A 24,413-nucleotide genomic window follows, 5' to 3' on the forward strand; every position below is an offset into this window, starting at 1 on the left:
GTATTATGTTTTAATCATGGATAAGGTACATTCTAGCTTCGTATGGACGTAATTCGCTCTCCGATAGTTCACCTGTATAGTTAGCTATCAAAAGCTGATAGGACCCTGTTAATTGCTCCTGAAGCGGAAGTTCGGTCGTATATCCCTGGAAATTGCATACCACAAGAATTGTCGTACCATTCAGCGTTCGGGTATATGCAAACACGTCTGGGTTCTCTGGAAAGATCAGCTGATAATCACCATATACGATGACTTCATGATCTTTTCGTAATTGGATTAACTTCCGGTAATAATGAAATATGGATTCAGGGTTATTCAAACTTTCCTCGGCATGGATCTGCTTATAATTTGGATTCACCTTAATCCAAGGTTCCCCTTGTGTAAAACCCGCGTTATCGGAAGTATCCCATTGCATAGGTGTGCGTGCATTATCACGTCCCTTGGCGTAGATCGACTCCATCACGTTGCTTTCAGGATAACCTTTCCCCATTCTTTCCTTATAAAAGTTGAGCAATTCAATATCCCGATAATCCTCGATCGGATATTGAACATTCGTCATACCCAACTCTTCACCTTGATATATGTAAGGCGTACCTTGCATGCCATGAAGAAGGGTAGCCAACATTTTAGCCGATTCAACTCTGAATTCTCCATCATTTCCCCAACGTGATACGATACGTGGCAAATCGTGGTTGTTCCAGAACAGACTGTTCCAAGCATCACCCTTGAGCTCCGTCTGCCACTTGGACAGCACTTTTTTTAATGCCATCACATCCAAAGGTTTAAGATCCCACTTTCCTTTGCCTTCTTGTTCATCCAAACTGATGTGTTCAAATTGGAAGACCATTGAAAACTCACTACCGTCTGGATTGCTGTACAGCTTGGCGATTTCCGGAGTGGCGCCCCATGTTTCTCCAACCGTTAGCAGGTCTTCCGCTTTTTGAAACGTCTCCTTGCTCAGTTCCCTGATATATTGATGCAGATTAGGTCCATTTCCCGTAATCTTTGCATCTGGCTCTTTACCGATTAAGTCGATCACGTCAAGTCGAAAACCACCCACACCCTTGTCGATCCACCAATTGATCATGTTGTATATTTCCTGTCGGACTTTCGGGTTTTCCCAGTTGAGATCTGGCTGTTTTACGGAAAATAGATGCAAATAATATTCTCCGATTTCAGGCACCCATTCCCAAGCTGAACCACCAAAGGTGGACCCCAAGTCGTTCGGAGGTGTTCCTTCAACACCATCTCTCCAGACGTAGTAGTCATGGTGCGGATTGTCTTTGCCTTTTTTGGCTTCTTGAAACCAGGGATGTTCATCCGATGTATGGTTCAACACCAGATCCATGATGATCCGAATATTTCGTTTCTTGGCTTCAAGAATTAACGTTTCCATATCTTCTAAAGACCCAAACATCGGATCAATGTCCTGATAATCTGAAATATCATATCCGTAATCATCTTGAGGAGACTTGCAAACGGGTGATAACCAGATCGCACCAATGCCGAGTTGCTGCAAATAATCCAATCGGGACACAATGCCCTTCAAGTCGCCGATGCCATCTCCGTTACTATCTTGAAAGCTCCGTGGATATATTTGATACACAACGGTTTCTTTCCACCATTTTTTATTTTCCATGTTCATTAAACCTCCTTAACGTTATTCTTTGACCGATCCGACGACAATGCCAGTCACAAAGTATTTTTGCAGTAACGGATAAATCAACAATAGCGGGATAACAGCGACCACGATTTTGGCTGCGTTCAGGTTTTTGTTCGAAATTTCAGTCAGGTTGCTGAGTTCGCTGGAATTCGTACCGGCTTGAAGCAAATCGGCAATATTCACGTTAAGGGATTGAATATAGGTCATTAGCGGATAATTGCTGACTTTGGTCATATAGATCAAACCGCTGAAGAAGTCATTCCATGTCCCCACAATACTGAACAAGGCAACTGTCGCCAGCGCAGGAATGGACACAGGGACATACACTTTGAACAAGACCTGAAGCGGATTGGCCCCATCAATGAACGCTGCCTCTTCAAGCGCTTTAGGTACAGCAGAGAAGAAGTTCATTACGAGGATGACACTGAAAATCGGAACAGCACCTGGCAGAACGAGTGCCCATATCGTATTCAGCATATCGAGATTTTTGATCAGCAGGTAACTCGGAATCATGCCTCCGCTAAACAACATGGCAAAAATCATGATATTCATATAAATGTTTCTGCCTTTGAAATCCCTCTTCGATTTGGATAGCGGATAAGCCATTAAAATAATCAAAACCATGTTAAGCACAAGGGTAAGCGCGACACGTAGAACAGATATGCCAAAGGAACGCCAGAACTGTGCATCATCAATAATTTTGGTGTACGCTGCTGTTGTAAAATTGACTGGAACGAGACCTACTGCATTTGCGGATACCGCCTCGCTGCTGCTGAATGAAATGGCAACGATATTCCATAACGGAAGAAGGCAGACCAATGCCAGCATGATGACGATGGCATAGATGACAAACCGGCCAATTCGATCTTTGAAGTTTGCAGAATAGGACACAGGTTTGGCCTCCTTAGAATATTTTTCGATCCGTATATTTTTTGGCCAACTGGTTGGCAGACAAGAGCAAAACAATGCCGATTACGGACTTGAACAAACCAACGGCTGTACCGAAGCTATACTGGCGCCCAACGAGACCGATCCGATAGACATAAGTATCCAGAATGTCGCCCGACTCATAGACAACCGGGTTATACAGATTATAGACTTGATCGAAACCGGCGCTCAAAATGTTGGTCAGACTCATTACGCCCATGAGCAGAATAATAGGCAGCATGCCTGGTAAGGTAATATGCCATACTTTTCTCCACCAACTGGCTCCATCCATTCCTGCTGCTTCATACAGACCGGGATCAATCGACGTGATCGCAGCCAGATAGACGATGGAACTATAACCAAACTCTTTCCATACGTCTGTACCGATAATCAGTGGCTGAAACCAGGTGTTACTGCCAAGGAAATTAATATTTTCGAGGCCAAAAAACGCCAGCATTTGATTTACAATGCCATCCAGACTGAACATGTTGACAACGACGGATGCCAGAACAACCCAGGATAGAAAGTGCGGCAGATAAACAATCGTCTGCACGGACTTTTTAACGTATTTGACACGAATTTCATTTAACAAAACGGAAAAAATGATGGCCATCATCGTTCCAAGCAAAATCTTGCCAATCGCTATCACCAACGTATTGCTGACGACCTGCGCGATATCCGGCAGCTTGAACATATAAGTAAAATGTTTCAGCCCTACAAATTCAGAGCCAAACATGCCTTTGGCCGGTATATAGTCCTGAAAAGCCGTAATGATGCCGACCATTGGAACATAGCTGAATACCAGCAAAAACAAAATGCCTGGAAGCATCATCATATGGTACATGGCACCTGGGCCAAGCCGGCCTCTCGCTTTCAATTTTCCCTGTTTCATGGATGAACCCCTTTCGTTGAAGAAAGGCTGCGTATCGCAGCCCCGCTACTGTTCTTAGATGTTATTGTTTGGATGCGATCTCGTCTTCAATTTCCTGAATGACTTGATCACCGCCTTGTTTTTTCCAGTTACTCACGAATGTATCGAAATAATCAAGCGGTTCTGAACCCGTGACGATTTTGATAAACGATTCCTGTTCGAGCTTTGTCAGATTGGCCCACGTCTGTTTCATGCTTGGTGTAGTTCCAGAGAAAACAGGTGTCATCCATTCGAATTTCTTTTCCTCTGTCAGTTTGTCGATTAGTCCAACACCGTTGATCCGTGAATGATATTTGGACCAAGCAGTCACGTCATCCGTATCCATGTCGTTCAAATAGGTTTTGATACTGCCGATGTTGTTTTTTGATTCAGTTGTGCGAACCTCATCCAGGCCAATCTCTCCTTTAATCCCGCGAACAACGTCAGAGTAATCATCCAGCAGTGATGTAGCCGAGTTAACTTCAATATTAAAAGGTCTCGTAGACCCGTCTACCCCGGTCTCCTGATACTTGGCCGCTTCCGGCATGGTTGTTGCGGCATCTTTATCATTGGCCAATTTATCGTAGAACAGGTTAAGAATCTTAACGGCCAGTTCAGGGTGTTCGTATCCCTTTCTCACCACGATAAACTGATTGGATGGATTGGCATGCGCTACGTTTACTTTGCCGTTTGCATCCTCCAGCGTATAAGCCGAGAATTTCGCATTTTTATCCATCTGTTTTGCACTGATCAGTCCCCAGTCAGGGATATGCCACGGTCCAAAAGCAATACCGCTTTGGCCATTGGCGTAGAGTGCCGTAATATCGTCAAACGTGCGGGTTCCAAATTGCGGGTCGATGATACCATTCTTGAACCAATCCGCCATGATACCCAGCATCTTCTTCGTTGCTTCTGTCGTGGAACCATACACGATTTTGCCGTCTTCACCATTCATCCAATATTGCGGGAAAGCTCCCTCGGTTGAGGCCACACCCAGCATCGTATAAGCAGAGCCATTGTAATCGGTTGTATTCATCGTGTTCACAAAAGGAATACCTACAGGGTTCCCGGATTGGCCAGGATCTCTTTTCAGGAATTCCAGCGCTGTCTGCTCTACTTCATTCAGCGAAATGGCTCCGTCTCCATCTGCATCGAGTTGAATCCCAAGCAGATCCAGCCAATCTTGCCGAACCCAAACCATCGTGGGTGCGGAATCCAGAGAAGTCGCCGGAAGTCCCATCAAACGTCCGTCAATCGTTGCATTTTCTAATGCACGGCCATCATAGGAATCGTATATCTGCTTGATATTATCCGTAGCATATTGATCATATATGGTTGTCAGATCCTCAATCAGACCGTTATCCACCAGCTCTTTCAATTCATCTTTGGAATCAACACGCATCATGTCTGGCAATTCCCCGGACGCGATGGCGAGCGAAACCTGACGACTATAATCTTCGCCATTTGCTTCAAATTGATCTGAAATCTGTGCGTTAAACGTGTCTTTGACCAGCCGAGTATACGCGTTATTCTCATAGGTATCACCACTCGGCAGTTTCGGATTGGCTGTGGTTACCCTTCCCATGGTTACGGTAATTTCGTCTTTATAGGCACTGAACGGATCTCCCGGCGTTACCTCATATTTGCCTGCTTCTTCTGCAGTAGGAGGAGTGGAAGAGTCTCCACATGCCGCCAGGGCAGCAACCATTAAGGCAGACATGGACAGCACGGCCAGACGTTTCGTCAACCGATTGCTTTTCATGGACCATTTTGTTCTCATCTAGTTCGATTCCCCTTTTTCTGATGTTTAATATTTGTGTTTGCGCTTTCATTATAAAATGGAGTGAAGCCCCATCGTGATAGGGATTACACGTCCGTTTGGATAGAGAAATGATTACAGTTTTTCAGTCCGCATTATGAAGTATGGTTAACTTGTGAGCATTTACCCTACCTACGGATCTACATTCGTCTAACCACCCTTACTTTTAATCAAAAACAAAAGCCGGCAGCTCCTAAAACAGGAGGCTGTCGGCTATTTATTTCCTCTACCCAGCTGCCGATATTCGCTTGGCAGAAGACCTGTCAGTTCGCGGAAAATGCGGCTGAAATACTTTTCATCCGTATACCCCACTCGCTCAGCAATCCAGAAAATCGTATTATTCGTATTGAGCAAATATTCTTTGGACTTCTCTACACGGATAAATCGGGAGTACTCATTAAAGGTTTTGCCCATCAGATCTTTGAAACATTGACTGAAATAACTTCGGCTGATGTTGAGTTGTTGCGACAGACCTGAAGCTGTATAGGGATGCTCCAAATCATTTTGCACGATCATCACCGCTTTTTTCACGGCATCGATGATTTCCTGCGAATACGAAGTCTGTTCATCTGCTTTTTGAATGCTTGCAGCTGTCTGCTTGATCCATGCTTCAACCTCGTACCAGGACTCGAAAGAATGAATCATGGCGATTCTTCCAAGCGTAGTTTGGGCAAAAAGGTGGTTCCATTCCATAACGATCGAGTACAGCAATCCCATCAACTGACCTTTATGTAATCGTAATGATATAAACTGGTCAATGAGTTGATTGTAGTAACTGTCGTGGTGGGTCCATGGTGTCTGGAACCAACTTTGCTTAATCTGATCCATATCTTCATCCTGCGGTTCTTTTAAACATGTGTTGTCCTCATTCATCGAAACGGTAATGACTTGGTTATTGGGGTTGTACGCATAGAATAATGACGTATCTGTATAATTTATAATCCAGTTTTTGATCTGTGACCATGTGCGCTCTTGTACATCAGACAAAACCAACAACGTACCATGGGGAACTTGATGCAGCGATTCCTTCAATTGATGAAATAGTTGATCCTCTTCCGATGGGTGAACAGCCCACATGCAGCTATTACGCTCAACCTCCCACCTTACCTCATCTTCATGCGCAGTTATCTCCATTGGCCACTTATGCTCTGATTTTCGATCCAGTGAAACAAGTGCATACACATGTTGATAATGGACATTGATTTCATTCTGCGAAGGCATCTTTCTTATCGTGTTCGTCAACCCGTTGATTCGGGTATGTATCCGTTGCAAAACATGCTCGAATTGTTCTTTCTCCAGCTGGACTTTGGCTATATAGTCAATGGCTCCGAGTCTAAGTGCTTCTTGGATATAATCGAAATCCTGATGAAGTGTTAACACAACGATATGAAGTTCCGGATAGAGCTGCCTCGCAGCTCGCATCAGCTCGATCCCTGACATGACGGGCATCGCAAGATCCGTCAGCATCAGATCGACCGGTTGGGTTTTCAGGAAATCCAGTGCTTTCGCCCCGTTACTTGCCTCTCCTACAACCTCCATGCTGAACTCGTTCCATGGCATCGCAGAGCTAATGCCTTTGCGTACCAACTTATCATCATCTACAATCAATACCTTAATCATGCCGAGATATCTTCTCCTTTAATAGGCAGTACGAGCAAGATGCTTGTCCCTGTCCCCAATTCACTCTCAATCACCAGTTGTGCTTGGTCCCCGTACTGTGCCTTCAACATGCGGTGAACGTAATTGAGCCCGATGCCCATCCCTACTTTTTGTTGTTCAGCTACACGATTGTTTAGCAGATTATGAATGGTTTCTTCGGTCATACCTGCACCATTATCTTGTATCATAATGTTCAACGTTGTAGTGCATGTCACTTCAATCTGAATAAAACCTTCGTCACTCAATCCATGATATAACGAATTTTCAACCAGCGGTTGCAGAATAAAGCGGGGCACAGGAATTTGAAGCACTTGTTCATCTGCAGTAATGCGGACGTCAAATTCAAAGTCATAGCGAATTTGCTGCAAAATCAGATATTGTCTTAACGCATCAATCTCCTCTTCCATCGTGGATACTTGCCCTAATTTGCCCAGATTGTAATAGAGCAACTTGTTCAATGACTGCACCAGCTTGTCGATCTCCCCTTGACCATTCATGACGGCCAACCAGTGCACTGTATCCAGTGTATTCATCAGAAAGTGCGGGTTGATCTGATAGAGCAGTTTTTCCACTTCCAGGTCTGCGCGAATCTTCTCTTTCTGCTGAACTTCCTTGAAGAGGTCACCAATCTGATGCTGCATATTCGAAAATTCACCGAGCAGAAAATCAAATTCGGGAATCTGAGTACGAGCTCGGCTCCCTGTCGTTTGAGGATTCTTGGACATCCCGTTGATTTCCGAATGGAACAGCCCGAGTGGCTTGTATACCATCTTCCACAGGAGCCAAGCGAGAAACACGGTAAAGCCGAGGAAAAATAAAGCGACCAGCAAAATTTGAAGCAACCACTGGTTTTTCTCCTGTTGATATTGAGCCTGCGAAATGACCGATACAACACTCCATTTCTGTGAAGAATCCTCCTTGAACCAGTGATACCCGCGGGATATTCCGTCCTTCGCAGGATCGGCTGTTAAGCTGGAGAAATTCTCCCCGACCTTCATGGCCTCCGGTATTTCACTGTACACAATGTTTCCTTTACCATCCAGGATGAGGTGAGATAACGCGCCGTTGTATTGATTGTAACCCAAGATGTCCTGTGTAAGCCGGAAGCCAGATTCAACGTAAATATACACATCGTCCCTTTTGGAGAGTTGTACTTTTCGCATAGCGGACAGAACGAGTTGGTCATCGAATCGGTTCATACTGATATGAGGGCCATAGTATTTAATGCCATAGGTTTGGAAGAGCACAGGTAAAGAGTCAAACGTTAAACGATCCTTGATAGGAAAGTTGCCGAACTGCGTTGTACCTTCTTTCTCAAAGTAATATAACGTCAGTCCGATGTTGGGATTGGTAAATGTGACCACACTTAACTCGCTCTTTAATTCATCCCTGGCCTCAATCAATTGAAAGATATCAGAGGACGGATTCAAGAATTCATCCATGCTTTTGCCCAAAGTTCCCCTGTAGGACAATTGCTGGGTAACGTGATTCATATTGGTGATTGAATTCTCCAATGAGGACGTGACCTGCTGTAAATTGCTACGGATGCCATCATCAATTTTATTGGCGAAAATGGAGTCAATGGTATAATAAGAGATTGCAAATATGCTGATAAAAGGGATAAACGCACTGAGAAAGAACAGTAAAAATATTCTTTTTTTAAGAGTCATGGGGTCCTATTCTCCTTCTGAAAATGAAACAGCAAGCTTCCTGTGTATGGAAGCTTGCTCCAAGTCCAATTTCCTTTCATCATTATAGATTGATATTCAAATAAGTCAAACGCTTTCATAGTGGAGGGTCACATCTAAGAGATTAATAGATGAAGTTCTCTAAAAGGATCAAAATTTGCTCAATAAAGTGCTATCGATTTCGACATAATGAGTTCCATAAACTCATTCAGATGATTAGCCACTTTTTTAATTTCTTCAAATTCTGGTTCTTCTCCATATACGATCGCTCCTATTTCATTGGATAAGTCAATAGCATAGAAGGAATAAACACCGTTAACAGAAATCATAATTGGTAGATAATGATTCCACCATGTCGTTATTTCTGATCTCCATTGATCGTCTTCGTTTGCTGCTTCCAAGCTGAGCAGTTCAAATTCATTCCATTGAAAATCAGCATCTGAGCTATTTTTGTATTCACTCTCACAAAGGAACCATGTCTTTTCATCAGGGGTAATGCATTGTTGCATAACACGTAAAAAATCTAAATATTCTTCAGGAATTACTTTGTATCTAGTTATGAAACTAACATCTAAATCTAAATGACAATTCGATTTCTGAGTTATTATCCAACCGTTTGACTCAGCCCAAATCATAAACTCATGGATTTTGCTGCTCAAAGTGCACCTTCTTCCCTCAAAATGGACTCTCTTTCCTATTTGTTCAAAAACGTTTACAGACCTTTACAATTTTATCGCAAAATAAGTAAAAAGTGCTACTCCTCAAATGGATGAGGAATAGCACTTTTTTATAAACCTAACCTACTTTAATTAATTGTGGATAATGGATGCCTCAAACCTCTCAGCTACTCGCGCACCGTCACATTTAATTTGGTTGATCTGGTTTCCCCTGAAGGATTACGAAGCACAGCTTCATACTCATAGATTCCAGGTGCCCTTCCAGAGATTGCGGTAACCGCAGACTGTGCGCCAGGTGAATGAGATTGCAGCGATTGTGTGTCAATCCATACACCATTTTCGTAAAGTTCGTATTCGGTTGCGTTTGTTCCCCACCATAGATTCATGGTGACATTAAAGTTGCCGTCACCGTCCCAGTTGTCATTCGACAGAACGGCTTGCCCCGGGGAAGCATCCGTGACAACAACTGTCAGCGGCGTACTCATGGTTGTACCCAGTGCATTGATCAATTCTCCAGTATAGATGTAGGTGCCGTTTTTCTTTCCAGTAATATCAACTTGCACAGATTGGGCAGATGGGGATTGATCCACCAGGGAAATTTCCTTAATCAATTCACCATTCTCATACAGCTTGAACTGATTGCCGTTATTTCCCCACCACAGATTCATCGTGACGGTATAGTCCCCATCTTTGAGCCCCGTGTCGTAACCATTATTGTCAGATAACACTGGAGTGCCAGGGGCCCCGTTTGCTAGTGGCGTTGTCTGATGGAGCCATTCCTCCCACTTGATTAGTACACTTGCCTGCTCATCCGTAAATACGGTTCCTCTAGCTGCTTGAACGTCATTACCGTAGGATGCAAGCAGTTGACGCGCTTTTGCTCCTTCACGATTATTTGCAGCCTGTTTGGCCTGCTGTAACGTGTTCGCAAGCTGATCAGCAAGAACACCGGCATTCGGATCGATCGAATCAACTGCAAAGGCGTTGGTCAGATTGATCAGGCTGTCGAATGTAGCAATAACCGCAAAACGATATTCTACCGTCTGTTCCCACCCAGCCACATCGGAGACGGTTGCCGTAACCTGATTTAGGCCGGGTTCCAGTGTATACGCCGGAGTGTCCAGAAGCACACCCTCCGGTTCAGCCACACCGGATGCCGTATCGGAAGCGGTATAGCCAATTTCCACGTGCTGATCAATGGTGTATTCGGTTTGCCCATGAATTTCAATGGTTGGAGGTACGAGATCAATGGATATGGACAACAATTGTTCGCTCTCTTTGTTACCGTCAACATCGACGCTCCAGTAGGTGATCGTATGTGTACCTTCTTCAGTTAGGGTCAACTGTGTGCCACTCACCGTTTCCCCACCATTGATTTGATAATAGGTCCCTTCGATTTCGGAATCTTCATCGGTTGCTGTAAAGGTCACTTGTACTGGAGAAGTATACCAGTCGTTCTGCGATTCCCCTTCCAAAGTTGCCTTAGTATGCGGGGCTTCCTGCTCCGGTGATTCCCCTTCCAGTGTGACAAAATCAGATAGCGGTATATTTAAATCTTTGACAAGGCGTGCCACGAGTTCAGACACCTTGATTGCACCGTTCATCTGCAAATGTGTGTTGTCTTCGGTTGTGCCTACCCACATGAATATCGATTTGGTTCCTTCTGTGCCAAGTTCCTGAAAATGCTCCCAACTAGCCTGATTCAGATCGATGATGAGGGTTTCCGTTTCCTGCGCCGTTTCTTTCATCGCCTGTACGTATTCCGGAAAGCTTTTGTTCAGCACTTCTCCGGTAAAATCACGACGATTCACTGGCGTAACCAGCACCGGGATCGCCCCTCTTTGCAGAGCACCGTTAATGTATTCTTTCAAATATACCTTAAACTGCTCGGGCGTAAGATAACGCTCCGGACGCGAAGGGGTGGAATCGTTATGAGACCACTGCATGAACAGATAATCGCCTTCGTGAATGTCGAGCAGAATATCGTTGAGATATCCGCCGACCAGGAAGGTTTTGCTGCTCAAACCTCCAACTGCCCGGTTATCAATGCTGACTTCATTTGCATCAAAATATTCACCCAACGTTTCGCCCCAACCTGCTTGCGGACGGTAGCTCTCCGCGTAATTAGCCACAGTTGAATCGCTCGCCAAATATATAACAGGTTTATCGCTGGCACTGTGATCTGGCAGACGCTCCAGCTTCAGTGCATTGATCTTCGGTGCATTTCCGGTGAAGTTGAAGTTAAAGATTCCATCAATCAAGGCAATGTCGTATGTCATTTCTTTGAATTCACCCTTGGCAATGGTTGTGAGCGGCAGCTTTGTCATCTGTTCGACAACAACATTGGCGCTGGTTGATTCCTCCGCATCCCCAATGGTCATCGTTACCCGATAATTGGCTGGCTCTATTTCCGCCAGGAATGAGGTGCCATTTACTCGTGTGAAATCCTCTTTGAGCGCATCCCCTGTCTCCCGGTTCTCATCTTTGGTCAGTGCAGTATCGGCAAAGCCATACCCGTTGCCTTCGATGTACGCTCTCTTGGCATTGACCTTGATGTATCCTTCGGCAGCGTCGCCGGAACCAAAATCAAATCGGTATTCGTTTATCTCTTCGCTCGGTTCACTTGTCAATGAATCCTTGGCAACAGTTAACATATTAAACGTATGGTCAACTTGAGCTTGGGTGGCTTCCGTATTGAATATCGCTTCCGCTGCTGTCAAAGCCCGGTTCACCACGGCCTTCGATGCATCCGTATAATCCGACAGATTCAGTGCTTTGATCTCATCGTACAGAGCTATCAAGGCCGTCTGATCGCCACTCTCTGAAGAGAGCTGAGTGCCTTCAATTCGCACGTTATCGATCTGTGTAGTCCAGTTCAACGTGCCTCCACCGCCTTTTCTAGTGCCCAGGAACCGCATGGATCTGACGTTGTCCGCATATGCACCGGAACTCAGCGAGATATCTGCAATCGTTTGGGTAACTGTCGGATCGGCTAGGTTCGTTAATGTCAGATCCAATGTTTTCTCGGCAAAATTAACGGTTGCATCCACATTGACCCACTGGTTCTTGGAAATATCTGTAGCCGTTCCCCCTTCGGGTATAGCAGTATCCCCTGTGCCATAGTCTGGGTTATATGCACCGACAAAATAATGAATTTTGGTGCTTCCGGTTTTGGTATACAGCGTGAACAGTGCATTTTCGTTAGAATCCTGTATTGTGAGGTGACCTTCTGAAGGGATAGGCACTCACATTACCGGATTGCCAGTCAAAGTTCACGTTCACCTGATCGCCGTTTACGGCATCGAACAGACGGAATACTTTGGCCCGATTGCCCGATCCGGAACCCGCGACGGACAGTACTTTATTTCCAGACTGTTCAACCACCGTTCCCGCCATGGTTCCTGCAATACCCGTGGCATTGACCATCGCATACTGGTAGCCCGCAGCGTCGCCTTCAAAATCCTCCTCATAGAGCTGGGTTTCCGGCTCTGGTTCAGGCTCGGAAATATCCGGGTCGATGACCAGGGCTGAAATGCTTAGCTCCATGTTTTTGACTGCACCAGCAACGAGTCCGGCAATTTTCCGTGCACCATAGCTGCTGAAATGCGTATTATCGTTGATACCATTTGGGTATTTTGGATATTCACCCGGATTAGCATATAAGAACACTTTTTCCGTAGCTGTGTTACCAATTTTGTCGTAGTAAGCAATACTCAACTTGCTCAGATCAATCAGTGGCACGTCCTGCTCTTCAGCTACTTCTTTGGCAGCCTGCACATATGCAGGGAAGCTGACGTTGAATTCTTGAGTCACTGTATTAAAATCTCTGCGTCCAACCGGAGTCAGTAATACCGGTGTAGCGCCGCGCTGTTTGGCACCGTTTACATAACGAGCCAAATAAATTTTATAGTCCTCCGGTGAGGCATACCGGTCCGGTATCCCTGCACTGGCGTCATTATGACCAAAGGAAATGAAGAAGAAGTCCCCTGGCTTAATTCGCTGCAGGATCGTATCGAGACGACCGTCTACCATGAAGGATTTGCTGCTTCGTCCGCCGATCGCATCGTTTACGATGACTGCCCCATTGGAGAAATAACGTCCGAACTGCTGGCCCCATCCTTCTTGAGGAGCCTGCATTTCACTGTACGATTGCATGGTTGAATCACCGGCCATATAGATCGTTGTTGCCGCACCGGCCACTTTCTCTGGATATTTCTCGATGAGGATGTCCTGGATGTCTATGGCTGTACCGGTGAATAAGAAATCGAGCTGTCCATCCACCAATGCAACATCATAGGAATACTCGAGCGGTGCTCCCGCTGTCACATTTGTTACGGCGAGCTTCTGAACGAATTCGGATTTGACCGCAACGTTCGAGTTGTGCGCATCATTGCCCAATCGCAGCGTCACTTTATAGTTGGCATTTGGCAGGTCAACAGCAAATGTCGTACCTGTCGCAACCGAAACCTCATTTTCGCCTACGGTAACACCACTTGTATCCTTAAACCCATATCCCGTCTCTTGTGTATATAACGTGTCCTGTATAGCCGTACTTCCTGACGCTGTCTCTGTACCAAAATCAAAGCGGTAAACCGACTCCGGCATTTCTGCTTCGCGGGTCAATGCCAGATCGGCTTTCGGAAATGCTGTAGCTTCCGCTCCAAGATAAAATCCGGTATGAGGCGGCTGATTGTAGGCTACATTTTGCCAAGCTACGCCTAGTCGATACACGGGGTCCTGCATCAGCGTAGGAATGCGATAATCTGAAGGAATGGTTGTCGTGTAGAGACGATATTCCGAGCTATCTTCGCTCCGCAGCAGAATTTCCTCACGCCAGTCGCCCAGAATGTCCCCCTGAAGCGCCGGATTGCCTTTGGTATGATTGTTCGTTAATGTACCGGTTGCCCGGAAGATTTCACCCAGCTTTTTGTTTTCGTAATCCCATTTGTAAATGAGTGGAATTCCTTTGGCGGTACTGTTATCCCACTGATGGTCAAACAGCTCCCGCTGAAGATCTCCATCCCACCAGATGGCGAAGTTGGCAGTTTTGGGCCCTTCGTCCACCGTGTAGATCGCCTCTCCGGCAGCCGAATAGGTATTGGTTACAGGTACACTTTGCCCGTTGGTAACGGTCGTGGCCCATGATTCGTAACCCGGATAGTTCGGATCAATATCCGCTGACATCCCGCGGCCGGTATCAAATCCTGTTTTCTGCCCCCAAATAATCTCACCTGTTGCCGCATCGCGCATCTCCAGTCCGTACGCCGCATCTGAATGCTCGTGCACGCTTACGACCTGATAGCCATCTCGATTCGGGTCAAGCTGGCCGGCGTGCATGGCATCACCGTGTCCAAGTCCGGTGCTGTACATCAAGCTGCCGTCATCATCTATGGCCAGGGCGCCAAACATTATCTCGTCCTTGCCGTCATGGTCGGCATCCAGTACACTCAGATTGTGGTTGCCCTGTGCTTGATATTGTGATCCTGCTTCGTTGGTGTCGAACGTCCAGCGCTTGACGAGTTCCCCACCAACATAATCATAAGCAACAAGCACAGTTCGGGTATAATAGCCCCGGCTCATCACGACACTTGGTTTCGTGCCGTCCAGATAAGCAATAGCGCCAAGAAAACGGTCTACACGGTTGCCATACCCGTCACCCCAATCGCTGATGTTGCCTCTTGGCGGATCATAATTCACTGTGGATACGGCTGCACCAGTCTCACCGTCAAACAGCGTGAGATATTCCGGTCCTGACAGTATGTATCCGCCGTCGTTGCGATAATCCTTCGTCCCGTCACCAATAACTGTGCCTTGGCCGTCCTTCGTGCCGTCCGCCGTCTTGACAACAACCTCAGCCTTTCCGTTGCCATCCAGGTCATACACCATTAACTGTGTGTAGTGCGCTCCGGCACGGATGTTTACGCCCAGGTCAATCCTCCAGAGCTTTGTGCCATCCAGTTTGATGGCATCGATATAGACGTTGCCAGTATAACCGGCCTGCGAATTGTCCTTGGAGTTACTCGGACTCCACAAGAAGACGATTTCATATTCGCCATCCCCGTCCAAGTCAGCTACGGAAGCATCACCTGCATAATAGGAGTAGGTTCCGCCGTCCTTGGTCCGTCCGTCGGCCGGTTTATCCAGCGGAATAGGCAGATAATCGTTATGCCAGACCGATACAACCTCCGGCTGCATCTGCTCCTTGCCTGAAACAACAGTGGAAATCTGATATTGCGAACTGTCGAAACCAGTGGTGTCCACATAGTTGGTCACGTCGCTTATGGGCGACGCATTCACTTTGGTTCCATTTTTATATATATTGAAAGCGATATCATCTGGATCGTTGTTTAAATACCTCCAGCTCAGAAAAACGCCGTTGTCTGCAAGAACCGCAACCAAACCCCGGTTCAGGTATTCTGCTTGGCGGCCCGGCAAGCTGTTTGATGATGACTCTGCACGCATCGGTGCTGGAGGAACAGCCAGTGAAATAACCATAAGGAGTGCTAAAAAAGATACAAACATCGATTTCTGGATGGAAACAGTTCTTCGGATCATTCGATCAACTCCTCCTTATCTAAAAATTCAATTTTAGAATCATCAGTTCGATCCTGCCCTGCTTGTTGTCATATGAACACAATTTACAGCCACCTCCTCTTTATGTTACCGCTTACATTTATCTTACAGGTCTAAAAAAAGACAGACAATCTAAAAAATGTGACGTATTATATAAAATAATTGACTTTTTTAGGAAGGAGATTAACGTATGGTTCATACAGTTTCTTACGCTTTTCGTAATGACGATACATCAATCATGACACTGGACTCTATTGGATGGCAGATCGTTTCAAGCGAGGAATATCGTTGTCCCAGTGATGATAGACCGGACCCGGGACACGTTGTTTTTCAATATACGCTTAATGGTCAGGGTTATCTGGATATTGATAATCAAACGATTCCTTTACCCAAGGGACATGCCCTACTTGTTAAAATCTCCGGAGAACATTGCTATTACTATAAACAAGAGAACAACGAACCATGGGAATTTATATGGATTAACATTCGCGGGGATGAAGCCAACCGAATTTGGGATATGATTCATGATAATGAGGGACATGTGATTCGACGAAACGCGGATTCTCCCTTGATTCAAGAGTTATGGCAAACCATCCATTTGATTCATCAAGAGAAAGTCACCGACAAATATCGGTTGTCTATGCAAATCTATCGTTGGTTGCTTATCTTGGTGCAGACGAGTCGGGATGCGGAGAGGGATATCGGTGCCCTTTCCATAACAACGATCGAAAAATGTAAAAAGTTCATCCGGGAGAATTATGCCTCCCCGTTAACACTGGATCTGCTGGCCAGCCATTGTGATATCAATAAACACTACTTGTGCAGGTTATTTCAGAGATCCGAGAAAACATCACCGCTAGCCTATCTCAAAGACAGACGGATCGAGGTTGCCGTTCGACTGCTACGTACAACGGAACTTCCGATCTCACAAATTGGTCAACAATGCGGCTTTGAAAGTCCCAGCTATTTTGGCAAAGTGTTTCGGCAATATATGTCCATGTCGCCCAAAGAATATCGCTTGAATAAGTTGGAATTTCCTTATGAGGCCATCTACTATGAATAGCCAACTGCTGTGTGCTCGTCAACCGTCAAGCTCTTCAACGTTCAATCTTTGTCTTCCCACAGAAGTATACATTTTGCATTTGGAACATGTTCCTTTTGCTTGACTGTGAACTTGTACGGCACGGTAACTGATAAAATAAAAAAAAGCCGCTATAAAAGCGACTTTTAATGGAACCGAATTTTTGTCTCGTGACAATTGCTGCACTTATTGTGCAGTGTATCCTCCATCTATGATTAGGCTATTTCCTGTCATATATGAAGAATCGTCACTAGCTAGGAACAGAACGGCTTTCGCCATCTCTTCTGCCTGACCCAGACGTTTCATTGGTGTTAATGCAGAAAGTGCTTGCTTGCTCTCTTCCGGGATAATCGGTGTATCAATGAAGCCTGGGCAAAGGGAGTTCACACGAATATTCTGCTCAGCATATTCCAACGCCAGCGAACGAGTCAGGTTCACAACGCCACCTTTAGCTGCATTGTAAGCTGCTGAACCAGGCGAACCAACCCATCCGTACATGGATGCCGTGTTGACGATTGTGCCTCCGCCAATTTTCAGCATCTCGCGAATCGATTCCCGCGCAACCAAGAAAACGCCGTCCAGATCAACATTGACCGTATTACGCCATTCGGCATAGTCAAGCTCATGCGTTGGATGAACTCGTCCGATTCCCGCATTGTTGAATACGATATTCACTTGACCGAATGCTTGTACGGTTTGTTTGAAAATCTCGGAAACCTCTTCTTCATTCGTGATGTTTGCTTTGATAAAGAGAGCTTCCGCATTAAGCGCTTTCAGTTCCTGCTCAAACGCCTTGCCTTTTTCTTCATTCAGATCGACCAAAACCACTTTGGCTCCCTCGGAAACGAACAGACGAGCTGTCGCTGCGCCGATTCCAGATGCTCCTCCTGTAATAATTGCTACTTTATCCTGTAGTTTGCCCATGAATAAATCCCCCAGTATAATATTTTGAATAGCGCCTATATAAATAGTGCTATATGATGTTTACAAAACTAATTCTATGCTTAAAATTGTAACATTCCAATCATTAAGATATGACCAAGTGTCTACCTCGTAGACACTTCATAAAAATATGTCTATATTTATAGGAGTTTTTTCGAATGAATAATGAACTTATTGTGACAGCTCAACATCGTAATCGAACCAAGGAGCACCTAAAAACCGCTCTGATTCAGCTTATCAAGAAAAAAGGATTCCATGGTGTGTCTGTCAAGGATATCGTTGATCAGGCGGGTTACAATCGCAGCACGTTTTATTTACACTACCAGGACAAATATATTCTCGCCGAAGAATTGTTGAGTATGACACTTCAAGGATTAAGGGGGGCAGTAGGTAAACCCTATTGGCACGGTCAAAAAGTTTCAACAAACAAGCTTGATGCCGAATCTTTTCAAATCGTGGATTATATCTACGAACACCGTGACTTCTTCGAACTGATTCAATACGATGACACGTTACCCGGTCTACATACAGGTTTCCCCCAAACTATACTCAAAATCTATCAAGAACAGTTCGTCTTTGAGACCATCAATAACTCCCCGGTGAACATGGACTATTTCAAGTACTATACCGCCTACGGTTTTTTTGGACTATTAAACAATTGGATATTAAGCGGATATCGCGAATCACGCGAGGCATTTATCAAAAACGTGATTGATCTCACCAAAACGCATATTCACTCTTTTCATTATGTCGGTATAACGTTTGATTCATGATCTCGAGTAGGTTGATTTGAAAATCACGATGAACGATATGTCTGCCTTAGATAACAGGCCAGTTGCAGATGAAGCAGATGCTCCTGATTGCTCAGGGACATGTCCAGAATCTCTTCGATTTTATGAATACGCTGATACAACGTATTGATATGAATATGAAGTGCTGCCGCAGCTTGGACTGCAGAACTTCCGCAAGCCATATACGTCATGAGGGTTTCCTCTAGTCCACCGGTCTGCCCTTTGGCAGGCCGAAGCGGCTGAAATATCTCTGCCATAAATGCATTCAAATCCTCAGCCGGTTGCCGGATAAACAAACGGTTAACACCAATATCTGTATATCGGATTGTGCCTTGTTCTCCCCTTGTCTTCTGATATGCAAGCGCCTTGTCCGCTTCCTGGTATCCCGTATTAATGGCATCGACTCCAGACCGCACGGAACTTAATCCCCCCAACAATTTCACATGATTACGATGTTCCCATTCCGGCAGCAATGCGCTGAACTGTTGTTCCAGTTTGCCGAGCTTGTACGATTCTGTCAGCACAAGCAAAACTGTAATTCGTCTTTCATTGCCAAACGCAATGGGCAGCGCTCCTGCTGGCATTTTCTCTCTTAGATATGCTACCAATTGAACAGACAACGCGCTAAGTGTAGAAGGGTTGACCCACTCCGCAAACTCCAACAGTCCCACCACAATGGCGGTTGAAGGAACGATTCCAATCTCCCCGGACTTCTGCCAGTAATCCTCGGAATCCTGACTGAGCCTTAGATCATTGAAAAATTGCTGTGTTTTTTTGAAATAAAATTCAGCCAGGGACTGCTTGCGCATCAATTCCAGGGCCAGAATAGAGCTTCCCTGCTCCAGCGCAATTAATTGTAGCGGTTCTAGCTTCGTGTTCATCTGGATAATGAGATAACCTAGGCACTGATTGGCTGAAGCAATCGGATACAGATATTGATACGACCGTTCGGCTTCTTCCTGGATACACGTCAGATAATCCGGATGGTGTAAGGATTCGTACAAGCTGCGAAGACTTTCCGTATTCCAGCCGTTCATGACTTTGTTTCGTTTTGGAATCCATTCGTTGTCGATAAAATCCACAAAGGTCAACGGTACGCCAATAACACGTACCAGTTCGTTAACGATCGATAACGCTCCCTTATTTTGCAGCGAAAGCCGCATAAGCGAGGAGTGAATCTCATCCCGTTTCATGAGTGTAGCGTTCTGTTTGCTCAGATTCTCGTACAGTTTGGCATTCGTGATCGCAATCGAGACCTGATCGGCAAAGCTTTGCAGCAGCCGCACATCCGATTCTGTGAATAAGGGGACTCTCCCTTTTTGATAAACAATTAACACACAATCTGATTGGCCTTCCACCTTGATCGGCACCGAAATGATTGAACCTATATTTTGAAAATTGTACGCCGAATTCAGATGATATTTGTTGTCCATTGTCATGTTGCCAAAATCATCTTCTACTGAAGATAAACCGTTATAGAGCTTGGGTATACCTCGCTTAAAGGTGTTCCCAATGATCCCTTCACCTGGCTTCAGTTTCATTCTTAACATACCTTCGCCCATTTCCCCTGCTCTTGCCTTGACCGTTAACGCATCGATCGCAGGGTCATACCTCCACAACACACCTATGCACTCATAAGGGATAACCGATAGTGCACTTACCAAAATCCGTCCAAGCAACTCGTTCAGATCCAGAAGTTGAGTCACATCCCTAATGCTGTTCATGATTTCATTCAAGGCTCGTTCATTCTTGCTTGCCACAGCTTCCGTATAGTATGGGTATAGCAAAGACGACAGTGTAACTAAATCTTCCGCAGAAAACTCCAAATTCTTAAAAACCCGGATGGTTACACATATATTGTTATTGTACGGAAGAAAAACTAACATGATATCTTCTGATTCCCGTTCTACTTTGGGATGCTGCAGTGGAAGATGTTCTACAAAAAAAGGCGGTGTCCCTTCTCTACTGCCGATCGCTTCAATCAGTACCCAATCCGTCCAGTTACTACTGATCCATACCTCATAATCACAGTTCCCCAAGCGTTCCTGCAAGACTTTATGTAAGATTCCATTCAACCCAGCCGCCTCCTGTCAATGTAGGTTTTCACATCTTGATTCAGATAATTATACAGAGATATACATTGTCTTGAAACCCCTACATCATGTAACTTTAAAGCAACACAGAAATTTAGTTAACATTTGATGAGAAAGAAGGTAACGCGATGTCTAAAATCATGCACAGTAAAAACTTCAAGTACATTGTTCTCACTCTCTTGTTTCTCGGCTGGTGTCTTGGCAACCTGGACCGCTTTGTCATCAACTATGCCATTGTCGGCATTACTCAGGATCTGGGCCTTGGTGCTTCCGCACAAGGAATCATCCTCAGCAGCTTTTTTCTCGGATATGCCATTATGCAAATTCCAGGCGGAGCCCTTGCCGACCGTTTCGGTTATCGGAAAGTTATTCTCGTTTCCTTATTCTCCTGGTCCGTATTTACTATTTTGACTGGTTCAGCCTGGTCGCTGTTCTCTCTCATCTTTGTTCGTTTCCTGTTTGGTATCGGAGAAGGCAGCTTCTTCCCTTCCGGTTCCAAGGCGATTGCCACGAATTTTCCCGTTAATCAGCGAAGTAGAGCCATGTCCATTATGCTGTCATCGGCAGCCATTATGGGGGTGATTACTCCGATTCTTACCGGACATGCCCTTGTGACCATTGGCTGGCGCAACCTGTTCTATATCATTGGTGCAGGGGGCATCCTCATCACAGCCTTGATGTTCTTTTTATTAAAAGAACCCGCCAAGCCTGCACTTTCGGCCTCCAGCTCGGGTCTACCACCCAAAACGTCGCTGAAAACCGTCCTGAAGACGCCCATGATCTGGAATTTGTTCATCAGCTACTTCAGCATTTATGCAGTGAACTGGGGGCTTCAATCCTGGATGCCGACGTATATGGTCAATGTCCGAGGACTGGATATGACTCAGATGGGACTACTCGCCGCCATTCCGGCTTTGGTCAGCATTTTCACCATGATTCTAAGTGGCTACGTGCTTGACCGCATTCCCGCTGGCAAAGATCGAATTATCGCTTCCGTGTTCGGTGTACTTGTGGCCTTGTTCCTATATCTGATGGGCTCCGCGGGCAGCATCACCACATTCATTACGTACATGACAATCGTTACAGCAATGGCCGGATTTATCTCAACACTGATCATTTCAAAGTCCCTTAAAACGATGCCCGAATCTGTCGTTGCGACAGCCAATGGATTCATCAATACAGGTGCACAGCTTGCAGGTTTCCTGACTCCGATGCTGATCGGATTCCTGGTTGAAGCCTCCGGTGGATCTTATGCTACTGCCTTCATTATGCTGATCGCTTTCGCGCTGATCTGCTCCATTACCCTGATGTTCTCCCGTCGTTCGAATTCCGATCAGGATAACACGATTGAGATGCAAGCAAAAGCGGTCTAAACATAAGAGTTTGCAGCCACATGCTGCTTCACATTTAGTTCATGTTCTATACAACAATACAACCATTTTAACGAATTAGAGGTGCTATAAATTATGACTGCAATTGTAGATTTGACCCAATATATCTCGGATGCCATTGAAGAAAAACGCGATATGTTCACCAATGCCAGTGACCAAATCTGGGAGTTTGCAGAGACCCGTTTTGATGAATTCCAATCAGCAGAGCTGCTCATGGGAATGCTGGAATCCGAAGGCTTCACGATCGAGAAAGGTGTGGCAGGATTAGAAACTGGATTTATTGCTTCGTATGGTTCAGGCCTGCCCGTCATTGCTCTCTTGGGCGAATACGATGCGCTGGCTGATCTCAGCCAGGAAGCCGGAATCGGCACATATCAACCTGTTCAACCGCGGGGAAACGGTCATGGATGCGGGCATAATCTGCTCGGCATCGGTGCATTGGCTGCAGCAGTGGCTGTCAAAGACTATCTCCAGGAACATCCGGAGATCCCGGGTACGGTGCGCTTTTATGGATGTCCCGCGGAGGAAAGTGGATATGGTAAAACCTATCTGGCTCGTGAAGGTTATTTTAAAGATGTAGATGTTGCCCTCTCCTGGCACCCTCATTCTATGAATGCCGTTATGCATGGAAGCTCCAATGCAGTCATTCACGGTACATTTACCTTCAAAGGTATTAGTGCTCATGCTGCTGCCGCTCCTCACCTGGGACGTAGTGCTCTCGATGCGGTTGAGCTGATGAATATCGGTTCGAATTATATGCGGGAACACATGATTGATCAGGCCAGAATTCATTATGCGATCACGAACTCAGGCGGCTTGGCTCCCAATGTAGTGCAAGCAGAAGCCGAGGTCACGTATCTCGTTCGAGCTCCCAAGAGCGCACAGGTACGGAGTCTGTTTGAACGTCTGGTGAAAGTGGCAGAAGGCGCTGCCTTAATGACCGAAACAACGATGGACTTTAAATATGAAGGTGCCTGCGCCAACCTGATCCCGAACAGTACGCTTGAGAAAATAATGCATCAGCATCTCGTTGCCTTCGGCGCTCCTGATTATGAAGAGGATGAATACAATTATGCCAAAGAGATCTATGACACGCTGCCGCTCCAAAATCAGCAGGAAGCTGGCGCGTTAGTTGGTCCTGAGCTTGCTCCTCTTCTTACCGAGCGGCCGCTGCCGAACTTTGTTGCCCCTTATTCAGATGAGAAGGAAACGTTCATGGGCGGTTCAACCGATGTAGCCGATGTCAGCTGGAATGTGCCGACGGCGCAGTGTATTACAACGACGATGGCATTTGGAACGCCGCTTCACGCATGGCAGACCGTTGCTCAGGGTAAGAGCAGCTTTGCTCACAAGGGTATGTTGCTCGCAGCCAAAGCAATGGCAGCTACGGCTATCGAGTCCATTTTACATCCAGAGATCATCAAGGAAGCACAACAGGAACTAAGGGACAGACTCGGCGGAGAAGCCTATGAATGCCTCGTTCCGGCAGATGTGCAACCGCCGAAACGGGGAGAATAAGACTGTGAGGTTCAAAGACGTTTTTTCGATTATCGGTCCAGCCATGGTTGGACCTTCAAGCTCCCATACCGCTGGAGCTGCAAGGATTGGACGGACGGCTAGACATCTGTTCGGGGAATGTCCTTCACATGCGGAGATCCTCATGTTTGGTTCTTTTGCCGCAACGTACAAAGGACATGGAACCGACACCGCCATTGTGGGCGGTCTGCTGGACATGGACACGGATGATCCCGGACTTCCTGATGCATTTGCCCATGCAGATACTGCTGGTATGGAAACCATCATCCGTCCGGGAACAGGCCTGTACCCTCATCCGAACACGGTCGAAATTGCATTAACCAACGCGGCAGGAGATCGCACATTGAATATGGTAGGCACGTCGATCGGTGGAGGAAATATCGAAATCGTCCGAATCAACGGCTACAACCTGAAGTTGACGGCGCTCTATCCTACTCTCATCATTCGTCACAGCGATGAACCTGGTGTCATTGCTGTCGTTACTCGACTACTCGTGGATAATCGTATCAATATTGGACATATGTCTGTGGATCGAAAGAACCGACGCGGTGAGGCCATGATGGTGCTGGAATGCGATGGCAAGATGAATCCTGCTGTGGTCCAACAGATCGAAGTCATTCCAGAGGTTCAGGAAGTCACTCTACTCTCTCTTTAGCTTAAATA

At 45.8% G+C, this 24,413-nt stretch carries 16 protein-coding genes and 1 pseudogene; 5 read left to right on the forward strand and 12 right to left on the reverse strand.

All coding sequences use genetic code 11. The features are described from left to right. Positions 1-10 precede the first annotated feature (10 nt). The 10 genes and pseudogenes from AB4111_RS00755 to AB4111_RS00800 form a co-directional block, all read right to left on the reverse strand. A complete protein-coding gene (locus tag AB4111_RS00755; protein ID WP_442029599.1) occupies positions 11-1,639 on the reverse strand; it encodes a glycoside hydrolase family 13 protein in 1,629 nt (542 codons plus the stop codon). Positions 1,640-1,660: 21 nt separating this feature from the next. After that, on the reverse strand, positions 1,661-2,554 hold the full coding sequence (locus AB4111_RS00760) for a carbohydrate ABC transporter permease (protein ID WP_442029601.1): 894 nt from the start codon (positions 2,552-2,554) through the stop codon (positions 1,661-1,663). Positions 2,555-2,567: 13 nt separating this feature from the next. Beyond that, positions 2,568-3,482: an ABC transporter permease gene (locus AB4111_RS00765; protein ID WP_091020977.1), complete on the reverse strand. Its 915-nt coding sequence runs from the start codon at positions 3,480-3,482 to the stop codon at positions 2,568-2,570. 61 nt (positions 3,483-3,543) lie between these two features. Next, positions 3,544-5,280 (reverse strand): extracellular solute-binding protein, encoded by a 1,737-nt coding sequence (locus tag AB4111_RS00770; RefSeq protein ID WP_442029604.1) that lies wholly within the window; start codon positions 5,278-5,280, stop codon positions 3,544-3,546. A 252-nt stretch (positions 5,281-5,532) separates the two neighbouring features. Further along, on the reverse strand, positions 5,533-6,939 hold the full coding sequence (locus AB4111_RS00775) for a response regulator transcription factor (protein ID WP_442029606.1): 1,407 nt from the start codon (positions 6,937-6,939) through the stop codon (positions 5,533-5,535). Next, positions 6,936-8,648 carry a histidine kinase gene (locus tag AB4111_RS00780; RefSeq protein WP_442029608.1) on the reverse strand — a complete coding sequence of 571 codons (1,713 nt, stop codon included), beginning with the start codon at positions 8,646-8,648 and terminating at the stop codon, positions 6,936-6,938. The genes AB4111_RS00775 and AB4111_RS00780 overlap by 4 nt, the downstream gene beginning before the upstream one ends. Positions 8,649-8,827: 179 nt before the next feature. Then, entirely contained in the window at positions 8,828-9,325 is a 498-nt protein-coding gene (locus tag AB4111_RS00785) for an SMI1/KNR4 family protein (protein ID WP_442029610.1), read from the reverse strand. Between the two features lie 185 nt (positions 9,326-9,510). Continuing rightward, positions 9,511-12,588, reverse strand: a complete 3,078-nt coding sequence (locus AB4111_RS00790) for an OmpL47-type beta-barrel domain-containing protein (protein WP_442029612.1) — start codon at positions 12,586-12,588, stop codon at positions 9,511-9,513. Next, the gene (locus tag AB4111_RS00795) at positions 12,545-13,948 is read right to left on the reverse strand and encodes a rhamnogalacturonan acetylesterase (protein ID WP_442031546.1); all 1,404 of its coding nucleotides are present in this window, start codon (positions 13,946-13,948) and stop codon (positions 12,545-12,547) included. Before AB4111_RS00795 ends, AB4111_RS00790 begins: the two co-directional genes overlap by 44 nt. A 12-nt stretch (positions 13,949-13,960) precedes the next feature. Beyond that, positions 13,961-15,805: pseudogene (locus tag AB4111_RS00800) on the reverse strand (rhamnogalacturonan lyase); the annotation flags it as partial. 301 nt (positions 15,806-16,106) lie between these two features. Here AB4111_RS00800 and AB4111_RS00805 point away from each other — a divergent pair. Next, a complete protein-coding gene (locus AB4111_RS00805; RefSeq protein ID WP_442029614.1) occupies positions 16,107-16,979 on the forward strand; it encodes an AraC family transcriptional regulator in 873 nt (290 codons plus the stop codon). 204 nt (positions 16,980-17,183) lie between these two features. Here the strand turns inward: AB4111_RS00805 and AB4111_RS00810 are convergent, their stop codons facing one another. Further along, positions 17,184-17,921 (reverse strand): SDR family NAD(P)-dependent oxidoreductase, encoded by a 738-nt coding sequence (locus tag AB4111_RS00810; RefSeq protein WP_442029616.1) that lies wholly within the window; start codon positions 17,919-17,921, stop codon positions 17,184-17,186. A gap of 176 nt (positions 17,922-18,097) precedes the next feature. Here AB4111_RS00810 and AB4111_RS00815 point away from each other — a divergent pair, with 176 nt between their 5' ends. After that, positions 18,098-18,712: a TetR/AcrR family transcriptional regulator gene (locus AB4111_RS00815; RefSeq protein WP_442029618.1), complete on the forward strand. Its 615-nt coding sequence runs from the start codon at positions 18,098-18,100 to the stop codon at positions 18,710-18,712. 23 nt (positions 18,713-18,735) lie between these two features. On the opposite strand, the gene AB4111_RS00820 is transcribed toward AB4111_RS00815, so the two are convergent. Next, positions 18,736-20,805 carry a helix-turn-helix domain-containing protein gene (locus tag AB4111_RS00820; RefSeq protein WP_442029620.1) on the reverse strand — a complete coding sequence of 690 codons (2,070 nt, stop codon included), beginning with the start codon at positions 20,803-20,805 and terminating at the stop codon, positions 18,736-18,738. A 146-nt stretch (positions 20,806-20,951) separates the two neighbouring features. Here AB4111_RS00820 and AB4111_RS00825 point away from each other — a divergent pair, with 146 nt between their 5' ends. From AB4111_RS00825 to sdaAB, 3 genes are all read left to right on the forward strand, one after another. Then, positions 20,952-22,196 (forward strand): MFS transporter, encoded by a 1,245-nt coding sequence (locus tag AB4111_RS00825; protein WP_442029622.1) that lies wholly within the window; start codon positions 20,952-20,954, stop codon positions 22,194-22,196. 93 nt (positions 22,197-22,289) lie between these two features. Beyond that, complete coding sequence (locus AB4111_RS00830) at positions 22,290-23,732, forward strand: M20 family metallopeptidase (RefSeq protein WP_442029624.1); 1,443 nt, start codon at positions 22,290-22,292, stop codon at positions 23,730-23,732. A gap of 4 nt (positions 23,733-23,736) precedes the next feature. After that, the gene (gene sdaAB, locus AB4111_RS00835; RefSeq protein ID WP_442029626.1) at positions 23,737-24,405 is read left to right on the forward strand and encodes an L-serine ammonia-lyase, iron-sulfur-dependent subunit beta; all 669 of its coding nucleotides are present in this window, start codon (positions 23,737-23,739) and stop codon (positions 24,403-24,405) included. Positions 24,406-24,413 lie beyond the last annotated feature (8 nt).

The sequence above is a fragment of the Paenibacillus sp. 2KB_22 genome, from assembly GCF_052115745.1.
Taxonomy (GTDB): domain Bacteria; phylum Bacillota; class Bacilli; order Paenibacillales; family Paenibacillaceae; genus Paenibacillus.